A 16,564-nucleotide genomic window follows, 5' to 3' on the forward strand; every position below is an offset into this window, starting at 1 on the left:
CACAGGGACTGCACAGGCCTTGAGAGCTGTGCGGTCGAGGTGGGAGCTGGCTTGCCGGCGATAGGGCCCTGTCAGGATGCCGCCGAAGCTTCTTCAGCCACCTGCTCACGGCTGGCATAACGCTGCGCCAGCACCGCACAGACCATCAGCTGGATCTGGTGGAACAGCATCAGCGGCAGGATCATCGCGCCAATGCCACTGCCGACGAACAATACCTGCGCCATTGGCACCCCGGTAGCCAGGCTCTTCTTCGAACCGGCGAACAGGATGGTAATGCGGTCCTCCAGGTCAAAGCCCAGCAGCTTGCCGAGCAGCCGGGTACCGTACAGCACCACTGCCAGCAAAATCCCGCACACGGCAAACAACCCGGCCAGGTGCTGCGGCGATACCGTGTGCCACAGCCCGGTGACCACCGCCTCGCTGAACGCGGTGTAGACCACCAGCAGGATCGAGCCCTGGTCCACCACCTTGAGCCAGCGCGCATTGCGCTTGACCCACGCACCGATCCAGCGCCGGGCGACCTGCCCGGCCACGAACGGCACCAGCAGCTGCAGGGTGATCTTCAGCACCGCATCCAGGCCGGAACCGGTATCGCCGCTGGCCCCCAGCAACATCATCACCAGCAACGGCGTGAGGAAGATACCCAGCAGGCTGGATGCCGCCGCGCTGCAAATGGCCGCCGGCACGTTGCCACGCGCCAGCGAGGTGAAGGCGATGGCCGACTGCACGGTGGCCGGCAAGGCACACAGGTAGAGCACGCCAAGGTACAGCTCGTTGCCCACCAGCGGCACGAACAGTGGCTTGAACGCCAGGCCCAGCAACGGGAACAGCACGAAGGTGCAGGAGAACACCAGCAAGTGAAGGCGCCAGTGCCCGGCACCGGCGATGATCGCCTCGCGCGACAGCTTGGCGCCGTGCAGGAAGAACAGCAGGCCGATAGCCAGGTTGGTCAGCCAACCAAAGTACACCGCGCCGTCGCCCGAGCAAGGCAGCACGGTGGCAATCAGCACCACCCCGAGCAAGGCCAGGGTGAAATTGTCGAATAACATGCGCAAATACTTCATCACAGTTTCCGTCTTGTCATTGTGCAAGGGCAGACGATAAGGTCTTCGGTTTTTCGCCGCTAACGCCGGAACCCCCACCGGTGTCGCTCAACGGACACGCTCCAGCACAGGACCCGCTCATGCCCCTCTCCCGCCTGGCTGCACTTGCAGCCGCCATCACTCTCACCCTGGGCTACAGTGCCGCCCAGGCCGACGACCAGTTGCAGGCCAAGGTCGACCAGATCATCCGCCCGTTGATGCAGGAGCAAGGCATCACCGGCATGGCCGTGGCCATCTATGCTCGCAACCACGCGCACTACTTCAGCTATGGCGTGGCCAGCAAGGCAGACAATGTGCCGGTCAGCCGCGACACGCTGTTCGAGATCGGCTCGCTGAGCAAGACCTACACCGCCACTTTGGCCGCACTGGCCAGTGCCGAAGGCAAGCTGGACCTCGATGCCCCGGCCAAGCGCTATCACCCTGCCCTCGCCGGCGCCCCCATCGGCGACGCAAGCGTGCTGGAACTGGGCGCCTACAGTGCCGACTGCCTGCCGTTGCAGTTCCCGGATGCGGTGCAGACCCCGCAGCAGGTGGTCGATTTCTTCCGTCACTGGCAACCCCGCGCCAAACCTGGCACCCAGCGCTGCTACTCGAACCCCAGCCTGGGCCTGTTCGGTGACCTGGCCGCCCGCGCGCAGCATCAGCCGTTTTCCACGCTGATGAGCGAGGGCCTGCTGAAACAGATGGGCCTGGAAAACACCTATCTGCAGGTCCCGTCCAGCGCCCAGGGGTTGTATGCCCAAGGCTACGACAGTGCCGACAAACCGGTGCGTGTCGGCCCCGGCCCTTACGCCGACGAAGCCTACGGCATCAAGACCAGCGCCAGCGACCTGCTGCGCTATGTGCGCCTGCACATGCAGCCGGAGGGGCTGCCGCCGGCGCTGGCGCAAGCCACCGCCATCACCCAGCGGGGCTACTTCCAGGTCGGCGCCATGACCCAGGGCCTGGGCTGGGAGCGTTACCCCTACCCGGTCACGCTGGGCACACTGGTCGATGGCAACGGCCCGCAGCTTATCCGTGAACCGCAGGCAACCACGCGCTTGCATCCAGCCCTGCCGCCGCTGCCGGCAGCCTGGTACAACAAGACCGGCTCGACCAATGGTTTCGGCGCCTACGCCGCGTTCGTGCCCGCCGAACAGCTGGCCGTGGTGTTGCTGGCCAACCGAAATTACCCGAACGAAGCCCGGGTGCGCGCGGCCTTCGACATTCTGTCCGGGCTGTAGTGCGGGCAGCGATTGTCGAACAAAACGACACGATGTAGTGGCTAAAAATATTCACTACAAAATGGTTGACGCCGTTCATCGCCCTTGGGCATGATGAAGCCGTCTCCCTGATCGGGAGCGGTGGCAAGGGTGTTCCAGACGGCCTGCGCGGTAACGCAGGCCGTCCGTGGAGAGGGAAACTGTCCAAAAGGCAGCGTGAGAAAGCCCCTGTTGCGATGCTGCTGTAGCAGCCTTGGTAGTGCGCTACACCGTGGTAGCGCCAACTGTGAAAAATCACCTACGAATGGGTAATGGGGGCTTTATGATGAACTTGAACAACAATCCGACTATCGACCAATTGGCTCAGCTGTTCGCCGTACGCAAGGACAGCCTTGACGACCATCTGCTGTGGGTCAGCCAGACCGGTGAAGTGCGCCTCGACCGCCTGCCACCGAACACCGTCGAAGATGAATTCGAAGAGCACCTGCCCAGCATGCGTGCCCGCTTCAAGGTCTACCGCCGTGGCCAAGGCTACGTCGGCAAGAAGGCCGCCGCCGACACCGAGTTCGTTGGCCGCGTCCTGCAGACCCTGCAACAAGAATGGCCCGCTGCCCGTGAGCAGCAGGCAGTCAAGGTGATCGAACCGCTCAACTGAGGGTTCCCACCCTTACCTGAGCCCGGCCCGCATAGGCCGGGCTTTTTCATGCCTGGCGCCGCTGGCTGCGGGGCGCTGGCAGCGGCAAGGCGCCGGTTGCCATCGCCCGGGCACGGTCGACACCCCACACCAGGGCGCGGGTCATGGTCTCGCCTGGCCGTGCGGGGTAATACTCCTCCAGCAATGCTCGCCCATCCCCGGCATACAGCCCCAGGAACAGCTGGGTCGCCCCCAGGCGCGACAAGCGCACCTGCACGTCCAGCGTGGTGCCGTCACTGAGTGCTTCGTCGTGGCAGCGGCTGTGCAGCTGGGCGTCGGCCCATTGCCAATAGGTCTCTTCCCTGACTCGCATGAGCATTCAATCCTCCGTTGCTGGAATGCCGCGCAAGAAAACCACAGCCTCGGCCATCCTGCGAGCGCTACCCGGCAATGCCATGAGGCGGATCAAGAAATGGCAATAAAAACCCCGCCATTCGGCGGGGTTGTGCTGGAGCGGGATCACTTCTTCAGCGGAACCCGCGGCATGAAGCGGCCTTTTTTGCTGCGCTGCAGGTGTGCAGGCTGGAGCTGTTCGGAATCATCCAGCGTCATGTGGGCGAAGCCCAGGCGGAATGCCGCCTGGCCGCAACGCACCTGGCTGTTGATCGGGAACGCGTCGTTCAGGTCTTCGAAAAAGGATTCGCTCATGCCCTGTCTCCCTCCAGTGGCGGACGCGCCAGCAACCAGAACAGTTGCTCAACCAAACGCGACCTGTGAAGGTGAGACTAGCTGGTCATTTGCGGACCGCCCGGACCGAAGCCCTGGACCCGACCAGCGGCAGACGCTCTACTTCAGGCGCACCGCTGTACCGGTAGCAAATACCACGACCATGCCGCCCTGTACCGACGGCATGCTGATCTCGAAATCCACCCCCACTACCGCATCGGCTTGCAACTGGCGTGCCCGCGCCTTCAGTTCTTCGGTGGCCTGTTCCCGGGCTTCGCGCAGTGCGCTTTCCAGGGTTTGCGAACGGCCGCCGAAGAAGTCGCGAAAGCGTGCAAAGAAATCGCGCACGAAGTTGATGCCCTGCACCGATTCGGAGCTGACCACGCCCAGGTATTCGGCAATCGGGCGGCCTTCGAGCTGGCTCGTGGTGGAAATGATCATGGGGTGCACTCCATTGGCCTGGCAAAAGAGGCCGATTCTAACAGAGCGCAAATCCACTCGCAGATATGCCGTCATTGTGGGAGCGGGCGTGCCCGCGAAGCAGGCACCGCGGTGGTTGGCACGGGCTTCGCCCGTGTTCGCGGGCACGCCCGCTCCCACAGGGTTTGCGCTGGCTTGCGATTTTCAGTCGGGCAGTGGTTGAAGGATCAACTACGCGCTGACCGCGCGCAGCCGTTGGCCAATGCGGGCGCCAAACACGTTCACCAGCAACCCTGCCATCACCAGCAATGCGCCCCAGCCCTGGGTCGCGGTCAAACGCTCGCCCAGCAACAACGCCGACGAACTCAGGCCAATCACTGGCACCAGCAGCGAGAACGGCGCCACCTTGCCGGCCGGGTGGCGCGACAGCAGCTTGCTCCACAGGCTGTAGCCGAGCATGGTGGCGACAAACGCCAGGTAAGCCAGGGCCAATACCGAATTCCAGCTGATATTGGCAAGGGCATGGCCAATACGCTCCGGCCCCTCCAGCCACCAGGACAATGCCAGGAACGGCAGTGGCGGAATCAACCCGCCCCAGATCACCAGCGCCACCAGGTCAACCGAGCCAAAGCGCCGGGTAATGATGTTGCCCATGCCCCACATGGCACCGGCACACAGGGTCAGCATCAGCGCCAGCATCGGTACATGGCCGCCGTCTTCGCTGCCGATAAGCGCCAGGCCGCTGGCGGCCACCAGCAGCCCCAGCACGCTGGCCAGGCGCAGCCGCTCGCCAAGAAACAGCGCGGCAAAGCCGAGGGTGAAGAACGCCTGCGACTGCAGGATCAGCGAGGCCAACCCTGGCGGCATGCCGCTGTACATGGCCTGGAACAGGAAAGCGAACTGGCCCAACGAAATGGTCGCACCATAGGCGATCAGCCAGCGCCAGGGCAACTTGGGCCGCTTGACCAGCAGGATCGCCGGGAACGCCACCAGCAAGAAGCGCAATGCCCCCAGCAACATCGGCGGCAACCCATCGAGGCCAACCTTGATGACCACGAAGTTGACTCCCCAGGCAACAATCACCACCAGGGCGATGAGCAGGTCCTTGAGCGGCATTGCGACATCCTTCTTCAAGCTTTCTAGACATATTTCGTTACAGCATAAGGCTATTCCTTTGACAGGGACCAGCACAGTTGCAACCCATCATTGCGCAACAGCACGACTGTTTCACTCGCAATAGATGGCTTGACCGAACTTGTATATACATGCTCATATCATGCGAGGTCATCCGCCTTGCGTCCCGCCGATGACTGACTCGCTTACACAAAAACAATGAAGCGGAGCCACTGAATGTCCAGCAAACCCGTACTCGAGCGGCGCTCGATCGACTACATACCCGAGACTGAACGCCATGGACGCGTGTACAGTCAGTTCACCTTGTGGCTCGGAGCCAACCTGCAGATCACGGCAATCGTGACCGGCGCCCTGGCCGTGGTGCTCGGTGGCGACGTGTTCTGGTCGCTGATCGGCCTGCTGCTCGGTCAATTGATCGGCGGCGCGGTCATGGCCCTTCATGCCGCTCAAGGTCCTCGTCTGGGGCTGCCGCAGATGATTTCCAGCCGCGTGCAGTTCGGGGTCTACGGCGCGGCCATACCGATGGTGCTGGTATGCCTGATGTACCTGGGCTTCACCGCCACCGGCACGGTGCTCTCCGGACAGGCAATCGGCCAATTGCTCGACGTCAGCGACAGCACTGGCATCCTGATTTTCGCCAGCATAATCGTGCTCGCCACCCTGGCCGGATACCGGGTGATCCACTGGATCGGCCGAATCGCCAGCGTGCTGGGCATCATTGCCTTCGTCTACCTGTTCAGTCGCATCATGATGCTGGCCGACATCGGGCAGTTACTCGACAACCGCCACTTCAGTTGGGCATCGTTCCTGCTCGCCGTATCACTGGCTGCATCCTGGCAGATCGCCTTCGGCCCCTATGTGGCCGACTACTCGCGCTATCTGCCAAGCAGTACATCGCCAGTGAGGACCTTCCTCGCCGCAGGCCTGGGCTCGGTGATCGGTGCCCAGGCATCAATGATCCTCGGGGTGTTCGCCGCCGCCATCGCCGGTGCCCAGTTCTCCGGTCACGAAGTGGCCTACATCGTCGGCCTGGGTGGCGCCGGTAGCACCGCAGCGCTGCTGTATTTCTGCATCGCCTTTGGCAAGGTGACCATCTCGACGCTGAACTCTTATGGCAGCTTCATGTGCATCGCAACCATCATCAGCGGCTTCCGCGGCCACCTGGCGATCAGCCGTGCGCAGCGCCTGCTGTTCGTACTGGGCATCGTCGGCGCCGCCACCCTGGTGGCCTTGCTTGGCCAGCATTCGTTTCTCAGCGCGTTCAAGTCCTTCATCCTGTTCCTGCTGACGTTCTTCGTGCCATGGAGCGCGGTCAACCTGGTCGACTACTACTTCATCACCAAGGAGCGTTACGACATCCCCGCCCTCGCCGACCCGCAAGGCCGATACGGCCGCTGGAACTGGCCTGGAATCATCGTCTACACCGTGGGCGTGCTGATACAGATGCCGTTCATCGACACCAAACTCTACACAGGGCCGCTGGTCGCGCACCTGGGCGGTGTGGATATTTCGTGGCTGATCGGCCTGGTAGTGCCGAGCGTGCTGTACTACTGGGTGGCACGGGGGCGGGCGCACGAGGCACCGGCAGCGATGATCGTGCCTGAGGTCCGGTAAGCTCTCGCCGACAGCGTAGAAACGTCTTGCCCTCGCGCCGCAAACGCGATGCGAGGGCAAGACGGCTTTCACCGCGAGCGCGCCAATGTCAACGACGATAGTCCGGCGCGACTCGCTCCAGCATCCGCAACAACGCCCCCCACGCCAGCTGCAGCGCATCCGCATCCGCCAGCTCGCCCTGCTTCAAGCCCCGCCCCGGATCATTGAACTGCCGCTCGGTATGCCTACACACTTCGGCGGGCGGTAAAATCACCTGCCCGGCACTCTGTGCCGCCAACTGGATCTCGCACGCCTTCTCCAGGTAGTACATGCGCAGGAATGCTTCGGCCACGCTGCGCCCGGTGGTCAGCAGGCCATGGTTACGCAGGATCATCACCGGCTTGTCGCCCAGGTCCGCCACCAGCCGTCGCTGCTCATCCATGTCCAGCGCAATCCCTTCATAGGCGTGGTAAGCCACCTTGCCATAAAACTCCATGGACATCTGGTTGAGCGGCAGCAGCCCACATTCCAGCGCCGCCACCGCACAACCTGCCCGGGTGTGGGTGTGCAGCACACAACGGGCATCCTCGCGGGCAGCATGGATGGCGCTGTGGATGACGAAACCGGCCGGGTTGACCGGGTGCGGCGTCGCTTCCACTGGCCGGCCTTGCAGGTCGATCTTCACCAGGCTGGAGGCCGTGATCTCATCGAACAGCAAGCCGTACGGGTTGATCAGGAAGTGGTGCTCCGGCCCCGGCAGGCGCAGGGAAATATGGGTGAAGATCAGGTCGCTCATGCGGAAGTGGGCGATCAGCCGATAGCAGGCGGCCAGCTCCTGGCGCAGGCTTTGTTCCGTTGCGGTCATCATCGTTATTCCTTTGCAGAACGCTATTTGCTGGCCCACGCATTGAAGCGCTGTTCCAGCTCTTCGCCATGGTCGACCCAGAATTCCACATTCATCGCCAACGCCCCCTGCAGGTTCTGCGGCGAAGTAGGCACCCAACTGGCCAGGGACGGGTCGAGCTTCGCTGCCGCCTGGGTGTTGGTCGGCCCATAGGGGATCTGCTGCACATAACGCACCTGGGTGTCCGGCTGGTTGGCGTAGGCAATCAGCCGCTTGGCCTGGTCGACATGCCGCGAGCCCTTGATGATCGCCCAGTAATCCATGCCATACAGGCTGCCAGGCCAGACCACTGCCAGCGGGCTGCCCTGCTGGGCCGCCACGGCGATGCGCCCGCTGTAGGTCGAGGTCATCACCACGTCACCCGCCGCCAGCCACTGGGCAGGCTGGGCGCCGGCGTCCCACCACTGGATATGCGGCTTGAGTTCGCTGAGTTTGGCAAAGGCACGCTCGACCCCGGCCGGCGTGGCCAGCACCTTGTATACATCCTCGACCTTGACCCCGTCGGCGAGCAGGGCGAACTCCAGGTTGTACACCGCACGCTTGCGCAGGCCGCGCTTGCCCGGGTACTTGCTCACGTCCCAGAAGTCGGCCCACGACGCAGGCGCCTGGGCCAGCTTGCTGCGGTCATAGGCAATGGCCACGCTCCATACCAGCGCGGCCGAGCCGCAGGCTTGTGCCGCGTCGGCAATCAGTTCACCCGCATGGCCCATGCGCTGCCAGTCCAGCTGCTCGTAGATGCCCTCGTCGCAGCCACGCATCAGGTCAGGCCCTTCGATCTGCACCACGTCCCAGTCGACATTGCCGGTGTCGGCCATTACCTGGATCCGTGCCATTTCGCCGTTGTACTCGCTCTGGATCAGCTTGCTGCCATCCTGGGCACTGAACGGTTTGAAGATCGCCTCGTCCTGGGCTTTCTGGCCGGCACCACCATAGCCGACCACGACCATCTGCGGTGCCGCTTGGGCACTGCCCAGGCCCATGGCCAGCAACGCTGCGCAAAGGCTGCTTACACGTGGGAATACCTGCATCGTAGTTGCCTCCTGCCGGTGCCCGAGGGGCCCGTTTTCTTGTTGTTGTGAGGTCACGCCCTCGCCATGAGGGTGAGAAAAACCTAGTCGTCGACCAGTAAAAAAACAAGTTGATTTTTTACTGACGCTACACTTTCATAAAAAAACAAGAACAACACCGCACCGGAGCCGCCTGTATGCAGACCGCCTTCCCTCACCTGTTCGAAGCCTTGCAGATCCGCGGCAAACGCTTGAAGAACCGCATCATGTCCACCGGCCACGACACCTGCCTGCCTACCGACAACCTGGTCAACGACAAGCTCATCGCCTACCAGCGCGCCCGCGCCGCCGGTGGCGTCGGCCTGATCGTGCTGCAGGTGGCCGGGGTGCATGACAGCGCCCGCTACACCTCGCATGTGCTGATGGCCACCGACGATGCCTGCATCGACGGCTATCGCCAGCTTGCCGAGGCCTGCCATGAGCATGGCACCGTGGTGCTATCGCAACTGTTCCACCCCGGGCGGGAGATCATGGAGTCGGCGGACGGCTTGCTGGCGGTGGCCTACTCGGCGTCCGCGGTGCCCAATGAACGCTTCCGGGTGATGCCACGCGCGCTGGACCAGGCGATGATCGACGAGATCGTCCAGGGCTATGCCAGCGCTGCCCGCCGCCTGCACCAGGCCGGGCTGGATGGCGTTGAAGTGGTGGCCAGCCATGGCTACCTGCCTGCGCAGTTCCTCAACCCGCGGGTGAACCAGCGCACGGATGGCTACAACGGTGAGCTCGAGCAGCGCCTGCGGTTCCTGCGCGAAGTGCTGGGCGCCGTACGCGCGGCCACCGACGAGCAGTTCATCATCGGCCTGCGCATCAGTGCCGACGAGCGCGACAGCCAGGGGCTGAGCGAGGACGAATCGCTGGCTGCAGCGGTTGCCTTGCAGGGCCAGCTCGACTACCTGCACATCGTTGCCGGCACGTCGGCATCCCTGGGCGGCGCCGTGCATATCGTGCCGCCGATGGCCATTCAACCGGCCTACCTGGCCCGGGAGGCCGGCACCTTCAAGCAGCACCTGGGCATCCCGCTGTTCGTCACCGGGCGTATCAACCAGCCCCAGGAAGCCGAACTGATCCTGGCCCGTGGCCAGGCAGATGTCTGCGGCATGACCCGTGCGCTGATCTGCGACCCGCAGATGCCGAACAAGACCGAGCATGGCCAGGTCGAGGACGTACGTGCCTGTATCGCCTGCAACCAGGCTTGCATCGGGCACTTCCACCGTGGCCTGCCCATTTCCTGCATCCAGCGGCCGGAAACCGGCCGCGAATTGCAGTACGAGCAACTGTCCATCACCACCCACCCCAAGCGCATCCTCGTGGCCGGTGGCGGGCCCGCCGGCATGAAAGCCGCCGCCTTGGCCGCTGCGCGCGGGCATCAGGTCACGCTGTACGAGGCCGGCCCGCAGCTCGGTGGCCAGGTGCTGCTGGCCCAGTTGCTGCCACGACGCAGCGAGTTCGGTGGCGCCAGCACCAACCTGCAGCGGGAAATGGCCCTGGCAGGCGTGGAAGTGGTGCGCAACACCCGGGTCGACCGCGCACTGGTCGAACGAGAACGCCCCGATCTGGTGATCGCGGCCACCGGTGCCACCCCCTACTGGCCGACCTTCGAGCGCACCGGTGAGCTACAGGTGGTGGATGCCTGGCAAATACTGCGCAATGAAGTAAAACCGGGGCGCTCGGTGCTGGTGATCGACTGGCGCTGCGACTGGATCGGCCCCGGCATCGCCGAACGCCTGGTACGCGAGGGCCACCAGGTGCAACTGGCGGTCAATGGCACTCATTGCGGCGAAAGCCTGCCGCTGTACGTGCGCGACCAACTGGCCGGCGAGCTGCATCGCCTGGGTATTCCCGTCACACCGTATGCCCGCCTGTATGGCAGCGACGACAACACGGTGTACCTGCAGCACACCGCCAGCGGCGAACCGATGATCTTCGAAGGCATCGACACCCTGGTACTGTGCCTGGGCCATCAACCGGAAGACCGCCTGGCCACGGAGCTGGCCGGCCTGGTCGAGGTGCGCCGCATTGGCGACTGCCTGGCGCCGCGTACCGCCGAAGAAGCGATTCACGATGGCCTGACGGTTGCCTGGGCGCTCTGAGGCTGTACATACTGCGGCTTTTCACGATGGACCGACGTGCATGAGCCAACTCCCCCAGCCCCCCGCCAGCGAAGCCGGGGGCGCCGCGCCGCAGTTTCTCGGCAGCCGCATTCGCGGCCTGCGCAAACGCCGTGGCATGACCCTGGCGGAGCTGGCCACGCACAGTGAACTGACTGCTGGCTACATCAGCCAGCTGGAGCGCAACCTCTCCTATCCATCGATTCCGGCGCTGTTCAACATCGCCCGCAGCCTGGGGGTGACTATCCAGTGGTTCTTCGCCAGCGAAGCCACCACTGCGCCCGAGGACCAGGGCTATGTGGTACGGCGCAACAGCCGCCTGAGCGTGCATTACGAAGATGGCATCGTCGATCAACTGCTCACGCCCCAGCCCAACCGCCAGCTGGAAATCCTGCATTCGCGCTTCCCTCCGGGCAGCTACAGCCAGCAGAGCTACAGCCACGACGGTGAAGAGGCCGGCTACATCCTCAGCGGCAGCTTCGAGCTGTGGGTGGGCGAGCGGCATTTCCAGCTGGGTGAAGGGGACAGTTTCAGCTTCTCGAGCCAGGAACCGCACCGCTATGGCAACCCCGGCGAGGTGGATGCCGTAGTGATCTGGGTGATCACGCCGCCAACATTCTGAAGCATGCTCGCTCCCCAACATCCAGCAACAGGGTCTACCTTGTTAACCGAAATTCAGAGGAGCACAACCATGAAGCAGATCCTGATCATTGGCGCGGGCTTTGCCGGCCTGTGGAGCGCGCTCAGCGCCGTACGCCAGCTTGACCTCCATGACCGCAAGGATGTCGAGGTCACCTTGCTTGCCCCCCAGGCCGAGCTGCATGTGCGCCCGCGCTTTTACGAGCCCGACGTCCATGCCATGGCCGCGCCGTTGCAAGAGCTGTTCGATGCCGTCAACGTCCGCTTCGTGCAGGGCACGGCCTTCCACATCGATGAAGCGGCCCGCCGCGTCAGCTACCGCACCCGCAGCGGTACCCAGTGCAACCTGCCCTACGACCGCCTGATCATGGCCTGCGGCAGCGTGCTCAACCGGCCCGACATGGTCGGCATCGAGCATGTGTTCGATGTCGACAAGCTCGACAGCGCCGCGCGCCTGGAAACCCACCTGAAGTCACTGGCGAACCTGCCCGACACACCGGCGCGCAATACCGTGGTGGTGGCCGGCGGTGGCTTTACCGGCATCGAGACCGCCACCGAACTGCCGGCCCGCCTGCGCGAAATCCTCGGCGAGGACGCGGCGTTGCGCGTGGTGGTAGTCGACCGTGGGGCGAGGATTGGCGCGGCCCTGGGTGACGGCATCCGCCCCGCCATCGAGCAGGCCTCCGAGGCCCTGGGCGTGGAGTGGATCTGTGGCGCCACGGTAGCCTTGGTCGACCCTGCCGGCGTGCTGCTGGACAACGGCCAGCGCATCGACGCCAGCACGGTGATCTGGACCGTGGGCTTCAAGGCCAACCCGCTCACCGAGCAGATCAGTGGCGAGCGCGACCGCCAGGGCCGCTTGCATGTCGACGGCAATCTCAAGGTGAAAGGCAATGATGCCGTGTACGCGGCAGGTGATGTGGCCTATGCCGCCTGCGACGAGGCTGGCAATTACGCAGTGATGTCCTGCCAGCATGCGATTCCGCTGGGGCGTCATGCGGGCAACAATGCGGCGGCCGAGCTGATTGGCGTGGCACCGAAGACCTACAGCCAGCCCAAGTACGTGACCTGCCTGGACCTTGGGGCCTGGGGGGCGGTGTATACCGAAGGGTGGGAACGCACGGTGTCGCCACCGGAAGACAAGGCCGAGGCCAAGGTGTTGAAGGCGCAGATCAATACCGTGTGGATCTATCCGCCGGCGGCCGAACGTGCTGCGGCGCTGGCAGCGGCTGACCCGGCTATTCCAGTGGCCTGAGGTTGATTGTGGGAGCGGCCTTGTGTCGCGAAAGGGCCGCGCAGCGGCCCCAGGATGTCAGCGTTTACACCGAGATCTCTGGGGCCACTTTGCGGCCCTTTCGCGACACAAGGCCGCTCCCACAGAGTTCGCGCAAGCCTTTGAAGCTTGCGCAAGACAGCAGGATCAGGCAGCAGCAAACAGCTCGTTGGCAATCTGCGCCTGGGCAGCATCGATCGCCTGGCTGCGGTGCTCAGGGCCATAGGCCAGGCCATGGGCGCGGACGATTTCCAGGTCGGTGACACCGATGAAGCCTAGGAATACCTTGAGGAAGTCTTCATGCCCGGCGCCAGTCGGCTGGCCAGCGTGCAGGCCACCGGCGGTGGACACCAGCACTACCTTCTTGTTGCCGCACAGGCCTTCCGGGCCGGCTTCGGTGTAGCGGAACGTCTTGCCGGCGACGGCAACGCGGTCGATCCAGGCCTTGAGCTGGGTCGGCACGGTGAAGTTGTACATCGGCGCACCAATCACCACGGCATCGGCAGCCAGGAACTCTTCCAGGGTTTCCGCGCTCAGCTTGGCTTCGAAGGCCTGGGCTGCGTCGCGCATGTCTTCCGGGGTGCCAGCCGCTACCAGGGTAGCCGCGGAGAAGTGGGCGATGGCGTCAGCGGCCAGGTCGCGGTACACCACTTCCACGCTCGGGTCGGCGGCTTTCCAGGCTTCGACCACTTCGCGGCTCAGTTGGCGGGAGGCGGAATTGTCGCCCAGGATGCTCGAATCGATATGCAACAGTTTCATGGGACTCTCCTGTGAATGAAGACCGCGACGTTGGGCGATCACGATGGGGAGAATCCTACCGACATCAACAATAGCTGATAAGGCAGCAAAAATGCGTTAGTTTGTCCTACAGGTGGAACAGTGAGACATTCCCATGCAAGACCTCAACGACCTTTTCTATTTCGCCCGCGTGGTCGAAGCCGGCGGTTTCGCCGCAGCCGGCCGCCAGCTGGGCATCCCCAAGTCGCGCCTGTCGCGGCGTATCGCCGAGCTTGAAGAACGCCTGGGCACGCGCCTGCTGCAACGCACTACACGGCAACTGAAGCTCACCGCGGTGGGCGAGCGCTACCTGCACCACTGCCAGGCCATGCTGCTGGAAGCCGAAGCCGCCGACGAGGCCGTGGCCAGCATGAGCAGCGAACCGCGCGGGCGCTTGCGGGTGTCCTGCCCGGTGGCATTGGCCCACGCCTTTCTGCCGGATGTGATCAGCCGCTTTCTCGCGCAGTACCCGCTGGTGCAACTGGACATGGTGCTGCTCAACCGCCGGGTCGACCTGATTTCCGAAGGTATCGACGTGGCCCTGCGGGTACGCGACCTGGGCGATGAAGACCCGGCCCTGGTCACCCGCCGCCTGCGCCAGGCGCAGATGCAGCTGGTTGCAGCGCCCGGTTTCGCCGACCACATCCGCGAACCGGGCCAACTGGCATCATTGCCGGTGCTGGGCGCTGCCGAGGCGGACCGGCTGGTACACTTCCGCCTGTTCGGCCCCCATGGCAAACAGCAGGAAATCGCCCTGGAACCGCGCCTCGCCATCGATGATTTCGTAGTACGTAATGCTGCTGTACGGGCAGGCCTCGGGTTTACCGCGCTGCCCAGCATGTTCTGTGAAGAAGAACTGGCGCGCGGCGAACTGGTGCGCCTGCTGCCGGACTGGTCGCTGCCGGGTGGCTACCTGCAGGCGGTGTACCCGCACCGGCGCGGCTTGCTGCCTGCGGTACGGGTATGGATCGACCACCTGGCGGCGTCGTTCGAAGCCTGTGGAGAAAAGTATGTCTGAGCGGAACATGAACGAAGCCCAGGTGGCAGCGTTCTGCCTGAGCCTGCCGGGTGCGCGGGAAGACTACAAATGGGGTGGCATCCGGGTGTTCTCGGTGGCGGGCAACAAGATGTTCGCGGTGCTCGACCTGGCGGGTGCGGGGTTGTCGTTCAAGGTGGCCGACGAACTGTTTCTCGGCTATTGCGATCGCCCGGGGGTGCGGCCTGCGCCGTACCTGGCGCGGGCGCGGTGGATCAGCATGGCATTGCCCTACCCCATGGGGCGTGAGGAGCTGTGTGATCTGTTGCAGCGCTCGCACCAGTTGGTGGTGCGGCGGTTGCCTAAGCGGTTGCAGGTGGGGTTGGTAATCTAGCTAGCCTGTGCCGGCCTCTTCGCGGGCTTGCCCGCTCCCACAGGTATTCCACTGGTCTTGAGGGCAGTGAAAACCCTGTGGGAGCGGGCAAGCCGGCGAAGAGGCCGGCACAGTCACATATCAACTGAAGGGCAGATACCGCCCGCCAAGAAACAGCCAGTCCGCCCAGAACACCTGGTGCACCAGCACAATCCCCCAGAACACCAGCTGGTACGACACCTTGCGCGTCTTGTGCCGATACAGCTGCTGCGCCAGCAGTGCCCCCGGCCAGCCGCCCAGCAGCTCACTGGCATGCAGCACCTTCTCGGGCGTACGCCAGGCTTGGGTACGCGCCTGCTGTTTGTCCTGCCAATACAGCAACAGGCTGATCAGGCTCATTGCCGGGTACAGCGCCAGCGGCCACCAGGCCTGGTCGACCCAGGCCATCCGCGCCGCGCCCAGGCCCGGCAGCAGGCACAGCAGGCCCAACAGCAGCAGCTTCAGGCGCACATTACGTACGCCCTCCCCCCTTTGCCCACGCGCTGCCTCAGCCATGTGCCGTCGCCCAGTCGACCCAGCCGAACTGCCAGGTCGCCAGGATCAGCAGGCCAAAGGCAATGCGGTACCAGGCGAACACCGCGTAGCTGTGGTTGGCAATGAACTTGAGCAAGCCACGCACGGCAATCATGGCAAAAATGAACGAGGTCACGAAGCCGATGGTAAATACCGGCAGGTCGCCGGGCTGGAACAGGTCGCGGTACTTGTAGCCCGAATACACCGCCGCACCGACCATGGTCGGCATCGCCAGGAAGAACGAGAACTCGGTCGCCGCCTTGCGCGACAGGCCGAACAGCAGGCCACCGATAATGGTCGAGCCGGAGCGCGAAGTGCCCGGGATCATCGCCAGGCACTGGATGAAGCCGATCTTCAGCGCGTGGCTCCAGCGCATGTCGTCCACGTGGTCCACCTCCACACGGTGCTCGCGGCGCTCGGCCCAGAGCATGATCACCCCACCCACCACCAGCGCAGCCGCCACGGTGATCGGGTTGAACAGGTATTCGTGAATCAGGTCGGCGAACAGCACGCCCAGCACCACTGCCGGCAGGAACGCCAGCAACAGGTTACCGGTGAAACGCCGCGCCGTGGGCTGGCTGGTCAGGCCGAAGACCACGTCGAAGATCTTGCCGCGAAACTCCCACACCACCGCCAGGATCGCCGCCAGCTGAATGATGATGTTGAAAGCCATGGCCCGTTCGCCACCAAACCCGATCAGGTCGGCGACGATGATCTGGTGGCCGGTACTGGAGATCGGCAGAAACTCCGTCAGCCCTTCGACCACGCCTAAGATGATTGCCTGGAAGGCAGTCCAAAAATCCATCGTTCCCCCGATGGAGCGCTGCTCGTTGCAGGCCCCTTGTTCTTGATTTGCTTGAAGTTGCCGCACGCGGCCCGGCTGTTTTACAGCGACTGTTGGGCGCAATGCCAGTAGAAAAGTTCACGCCGCCTAAAGGTTTCATCTTGCGCGGCCGAAATCCTAGCAGAGCGCGTTTGCAATCGCCTTGTACAAACTGCTGCAGACTATTGGATGGATAGCACTTAGCCATTAGTCGAGTGGGGGCGTGGCGCAAAGCATGC

General features: G+C 63.8%; 18 protein-coding genes. 8 read left to right on the forward strand and 10 right to left on the reverse strand.

Annotation, left to right across the window (positions count from 1 at the left end; genetic code table 11):
• Nucleotides 1-71: 71 nt before the first annotated feature.
• Entirely contained in the window at nucleotides 72-1,064 is a 993-nt protein-coding gene (locus CAG34_RS16255; RefSeq protein WP_015270181.1) for a bile acid:sodium symporter family protein, read from the reverse strand.
• 119 nt (nucleotides 1,065-1,183) lie between these two features.
• Between CAG34_RS16255 and ampC the strand changes: the two genes are divergently transcribed.
• Entirely contained in the window at nucleotides 1,184-2,326 is a 1,143-nt protein-coding gene (gene ampC / locus CAG34_RS16260) for a class C beta-lactamase (protein WP_085591240.1), read from the forward strand.
• Between the two features lie 301 nt (nucleotides 2,327-2,627).
• Nucleotides 2,628-2,960, forward strand: a complete 333-nt coding sequence (locus CAG34_RS16265; protein WP_003253895.1) for a hypothetical protein — start codon at nucleotides 2,628-2,630, stop codon at nucleotides 2,958-2,960.
• A 46-nt stretch (nucleotides 2,961-3,006) separates the two neighbouring features.
• Here the strand turns inward: CAG34_RS16265 and CAG34_RS16270 are convergent, their stop codons facing one another.
• The 4 genes from CAG34_RS16270 to CAG34_RS16285 all read right to left on the reverse strand — a co-directional run bounded on the left by CAG34_RS16270 (nucleotide 3,007) and on the right by CAG34_RS16285 (nucleotide 5,201).
• Nucleotides 3,007-3,318: a hypothetical protein gene (locus tag CAG34_RS16270; protein WP_025339398.1), complete on the reverse strand. Its 312-nt coding sequence runs from the start codon at nucleotides 3,316-3,318 to the stop codon at nucleotides 3,007-3,009.
• Nucleotides 3,319-3,458: 140 nt separating this feature from the next.
• Nucleotides 3,459-3,647, reverse strand: coding sequence for a hypothetical protein (locus CAG34_RS16275; protein ID WP_003253897.1), 189 nt, complete (start codon nucleotides 3,645-3,647; stop codon nucleotides 3,459-3,461).
• A gap of 138 nt (nucleotides 3,648-3,785) precedes the next feature.
• Nucleotides 3,786-4,106 carry a YbjQ family protein gene (locus CAG34_RS16280; protein ID WP_003258990.1) on the reverse strand — a complete coding sequence of 107 codons (321 nt, stop codon included), beginning with the start codon at nucleotides 4,104-4,106 and terminating at the stop codon, nucleotides 3,786-3,788.
• 210 nt (nucleotides 4,107-4,316) lie between these two features.
• Nucleotides 4,317-5,201: an EamA family transporter gene (locus tag CAG34_RS16285; RefSeq protein ID WP_085591242.1), complete on the reverse strand. Its 885-nt coding sequence runs from the start codon at nucleotides 5,199-5,201 to the stop codon at nucleotides 4,317-4,319.
• 234 nt (nucleotides 5,202-5,435) lie between these two features.
• Between CAG34_RS16285 and CAG34_RS16290 the strand changes: the two genes are divergently transcribed.
• Nucleotides 5,436-6,833 carry a cytosine permease gene (locus tag CAG34_RS16290; protein WP_085591244.1) on the forward strand — a complete coding sequence of 466 codons (1,398 nt, stop codon included), beginning with the start codon at nucleotides 5,436-5,438 and terminating at the stop codon, nucleotides 6,831-6,833.
• A gap of 88 nt (nucleotides 6,834-6,921) precedes the next feature.
• Here CAG34_RS16290 and CAG34_RS16295 read toward each other — a convergent pair whose 3' ends face one another.
• Entirely contained in the window at nucleotides 6,922-7,677 is a 756-nt protein-coding gene (locus CAG34_RS16295; protein WP_085591293.1) for a class II aldolase/adducin family protein, read from the reverse strand.
• 23 nt (nucleotides 7,678-7,700) lie between these two features.
• Complete coding sequence (locus tag CAG34_RS16300; protein WP_085591246.1) at nucleotides 7,701-8,744, reverse strand: ABC transporter substrate-binding protein; 1,044 nt, start codon at nucleotides 8,742-8,744, stop codon at nucleotides 7,701-7,703.
• Between the two features lie 176 nt (nucleotides 8,745-8,920).
• Here CAG34_RS16300 and CAG34_RS16305 point away from each other — a divergent pair, with 176 nt between their 5' ends.
• The 3 genes from CAG34_RS16305 (at nucleotide 8,921) to CAG34_RS16315 (ending at nucleotide 12,785) form a co-directional block, all read left to right on the forward strand.
• Nucleotides 8,921-10,873: an FAD-dependent oxidoreductase gene (locus CAG34_RS16305; protein ID WP_085591248.1), complete on the forward strand. Its 1,953-nt coding sequence runs from the start codon at nucleotides 8,921-8,923 to the stop codon at nucleotides 10,871-10,873.
• A 40-nt stretch (nucleotides 10,874-10,913) separates the two neighbouring features.
• Entirely contained in the window at nucleotides 10,914-11,513 is a 600-nt protein-coding gene (locus CAG34_RS16310) for a helix-turn-helix domain-containing protein (RefSeq protein ID WP_025339404.1), read from the forward strand.
• A 69-nt stretch (nucleotides 11,514-11,582) separates the two neighbouring features.
• Nucleotides 11,583-12,785 carry an NAD(P)/FAD-dependent oxidoreductase gene (locus CAG34_RS16315; protein WP_085591250.1) on the forward strand — a complete coding sequence of 401 codons (1,203 nt, stop codon included), beginning with the start codon at nucleotides 11,583-11,585 and terminating at the stop codon, nucleotides 12,783-12,785.
• Between the two features lie 165 nt (nucleotides 12,786-12,950).
• On the opposite strand, the gene CAG34_RS16320 is transcribed toward CAG34_RS16315, so the two are convergent.
• The gene (locus tag CAG34_RS16320; RefSeq protein ID WP_049277030.1) at nucleotides 12,951-13,562 is read right to left on the reverse strand and encodes an FMN-dependent NADH-azoreductase; all 612 of its coding nucleotides are present in this window, start codon (nucleotides 13,560-13,562) and stop codon (nucleotides 12,951-12,953) included.
• Nucleotides 13,563-13,695: 133 nt separating this feature from the next.
• Between CAG34_RS16320 and CAG34_RS16325 the strand changes: the two genes are divergently transcribed.
• Both CAG34_RS16325 and CAG34_RS16330 read left to right on the forward strand, forming a co-directional pair.
• Nucleotides 13,696-14,598, forward strand: a complete 903-nt coding sequence (locus CAG34_RS16325; RefSeq protein ID WP_013972466.1) for a LysR substrate-binding domain-containing protein — start codon at nucleotides 13,696-13,698, stop codon at nucleotides 14,596-14,598.
• Nucleotides 14,591-14,950, forward strand: coding sequence for an MmcQ/YjbR family DNA-binding protein (locus CAG34_RS16330; protein WP_085591252.1), 360 nt, complete (start codon nucleotides 14,591-14,593; stop codon nucleotides 14,948-14,950). Before CAG34_RS16325 ends, CAG34_RS16330 begins: the two co-directional genes overlap by 8 nt.
• A 120-nt stretch (nucleotides 14,951-15,070) precedes the next feature.
• On the opposite strand, the gene CAG34_RS16335 is transcribed toward CAG34_RS16330, so the two are convergent.
• Together CAG34_RS16335 and CAG34_RS16340 are read right to left on the reverse strand one after the other, a co-directional pair.
• Nucleotides 15,071-15,484, reverse strand: coding sequence for a DUF1294 domain-containing protein (locus CAG34_RS16335; RefSeq protein ID WP_025339409.1), 414 nt, complete (start codon nucleotides 15,482-15,484; stop codon nucleotides 15,071-15,073).
• Nucleotides 15,477-16,307, reverse strand: coding sequence for an undecaprenyl-diphosphate phosphatase (locus tag CAG34_RS16340; protein ID WP_085591254.1), 831 nt, complete (start codon nucleotides 16,305-16,307; stop codon nucleotides 15,477-15,479). The genes CAG34_RS16335 and CAG34_RS16340 overlap by 8 nt, the downstream gene beginning before the upstream one ends.
• Nucleotides 16,308-16,564 lie beyond the last annotated feature (257 nt).

Source organism: Pseudomonas sp. B14(2017), assembly GCF_002113255.1.
Lineage (GTDB): Bacteria > Pseudomonadota > Gammaproteobacteria > Pseudomonadales > Pseudomonadaceae > Aquipseudomonas > Aquipseudomonas putida_Z.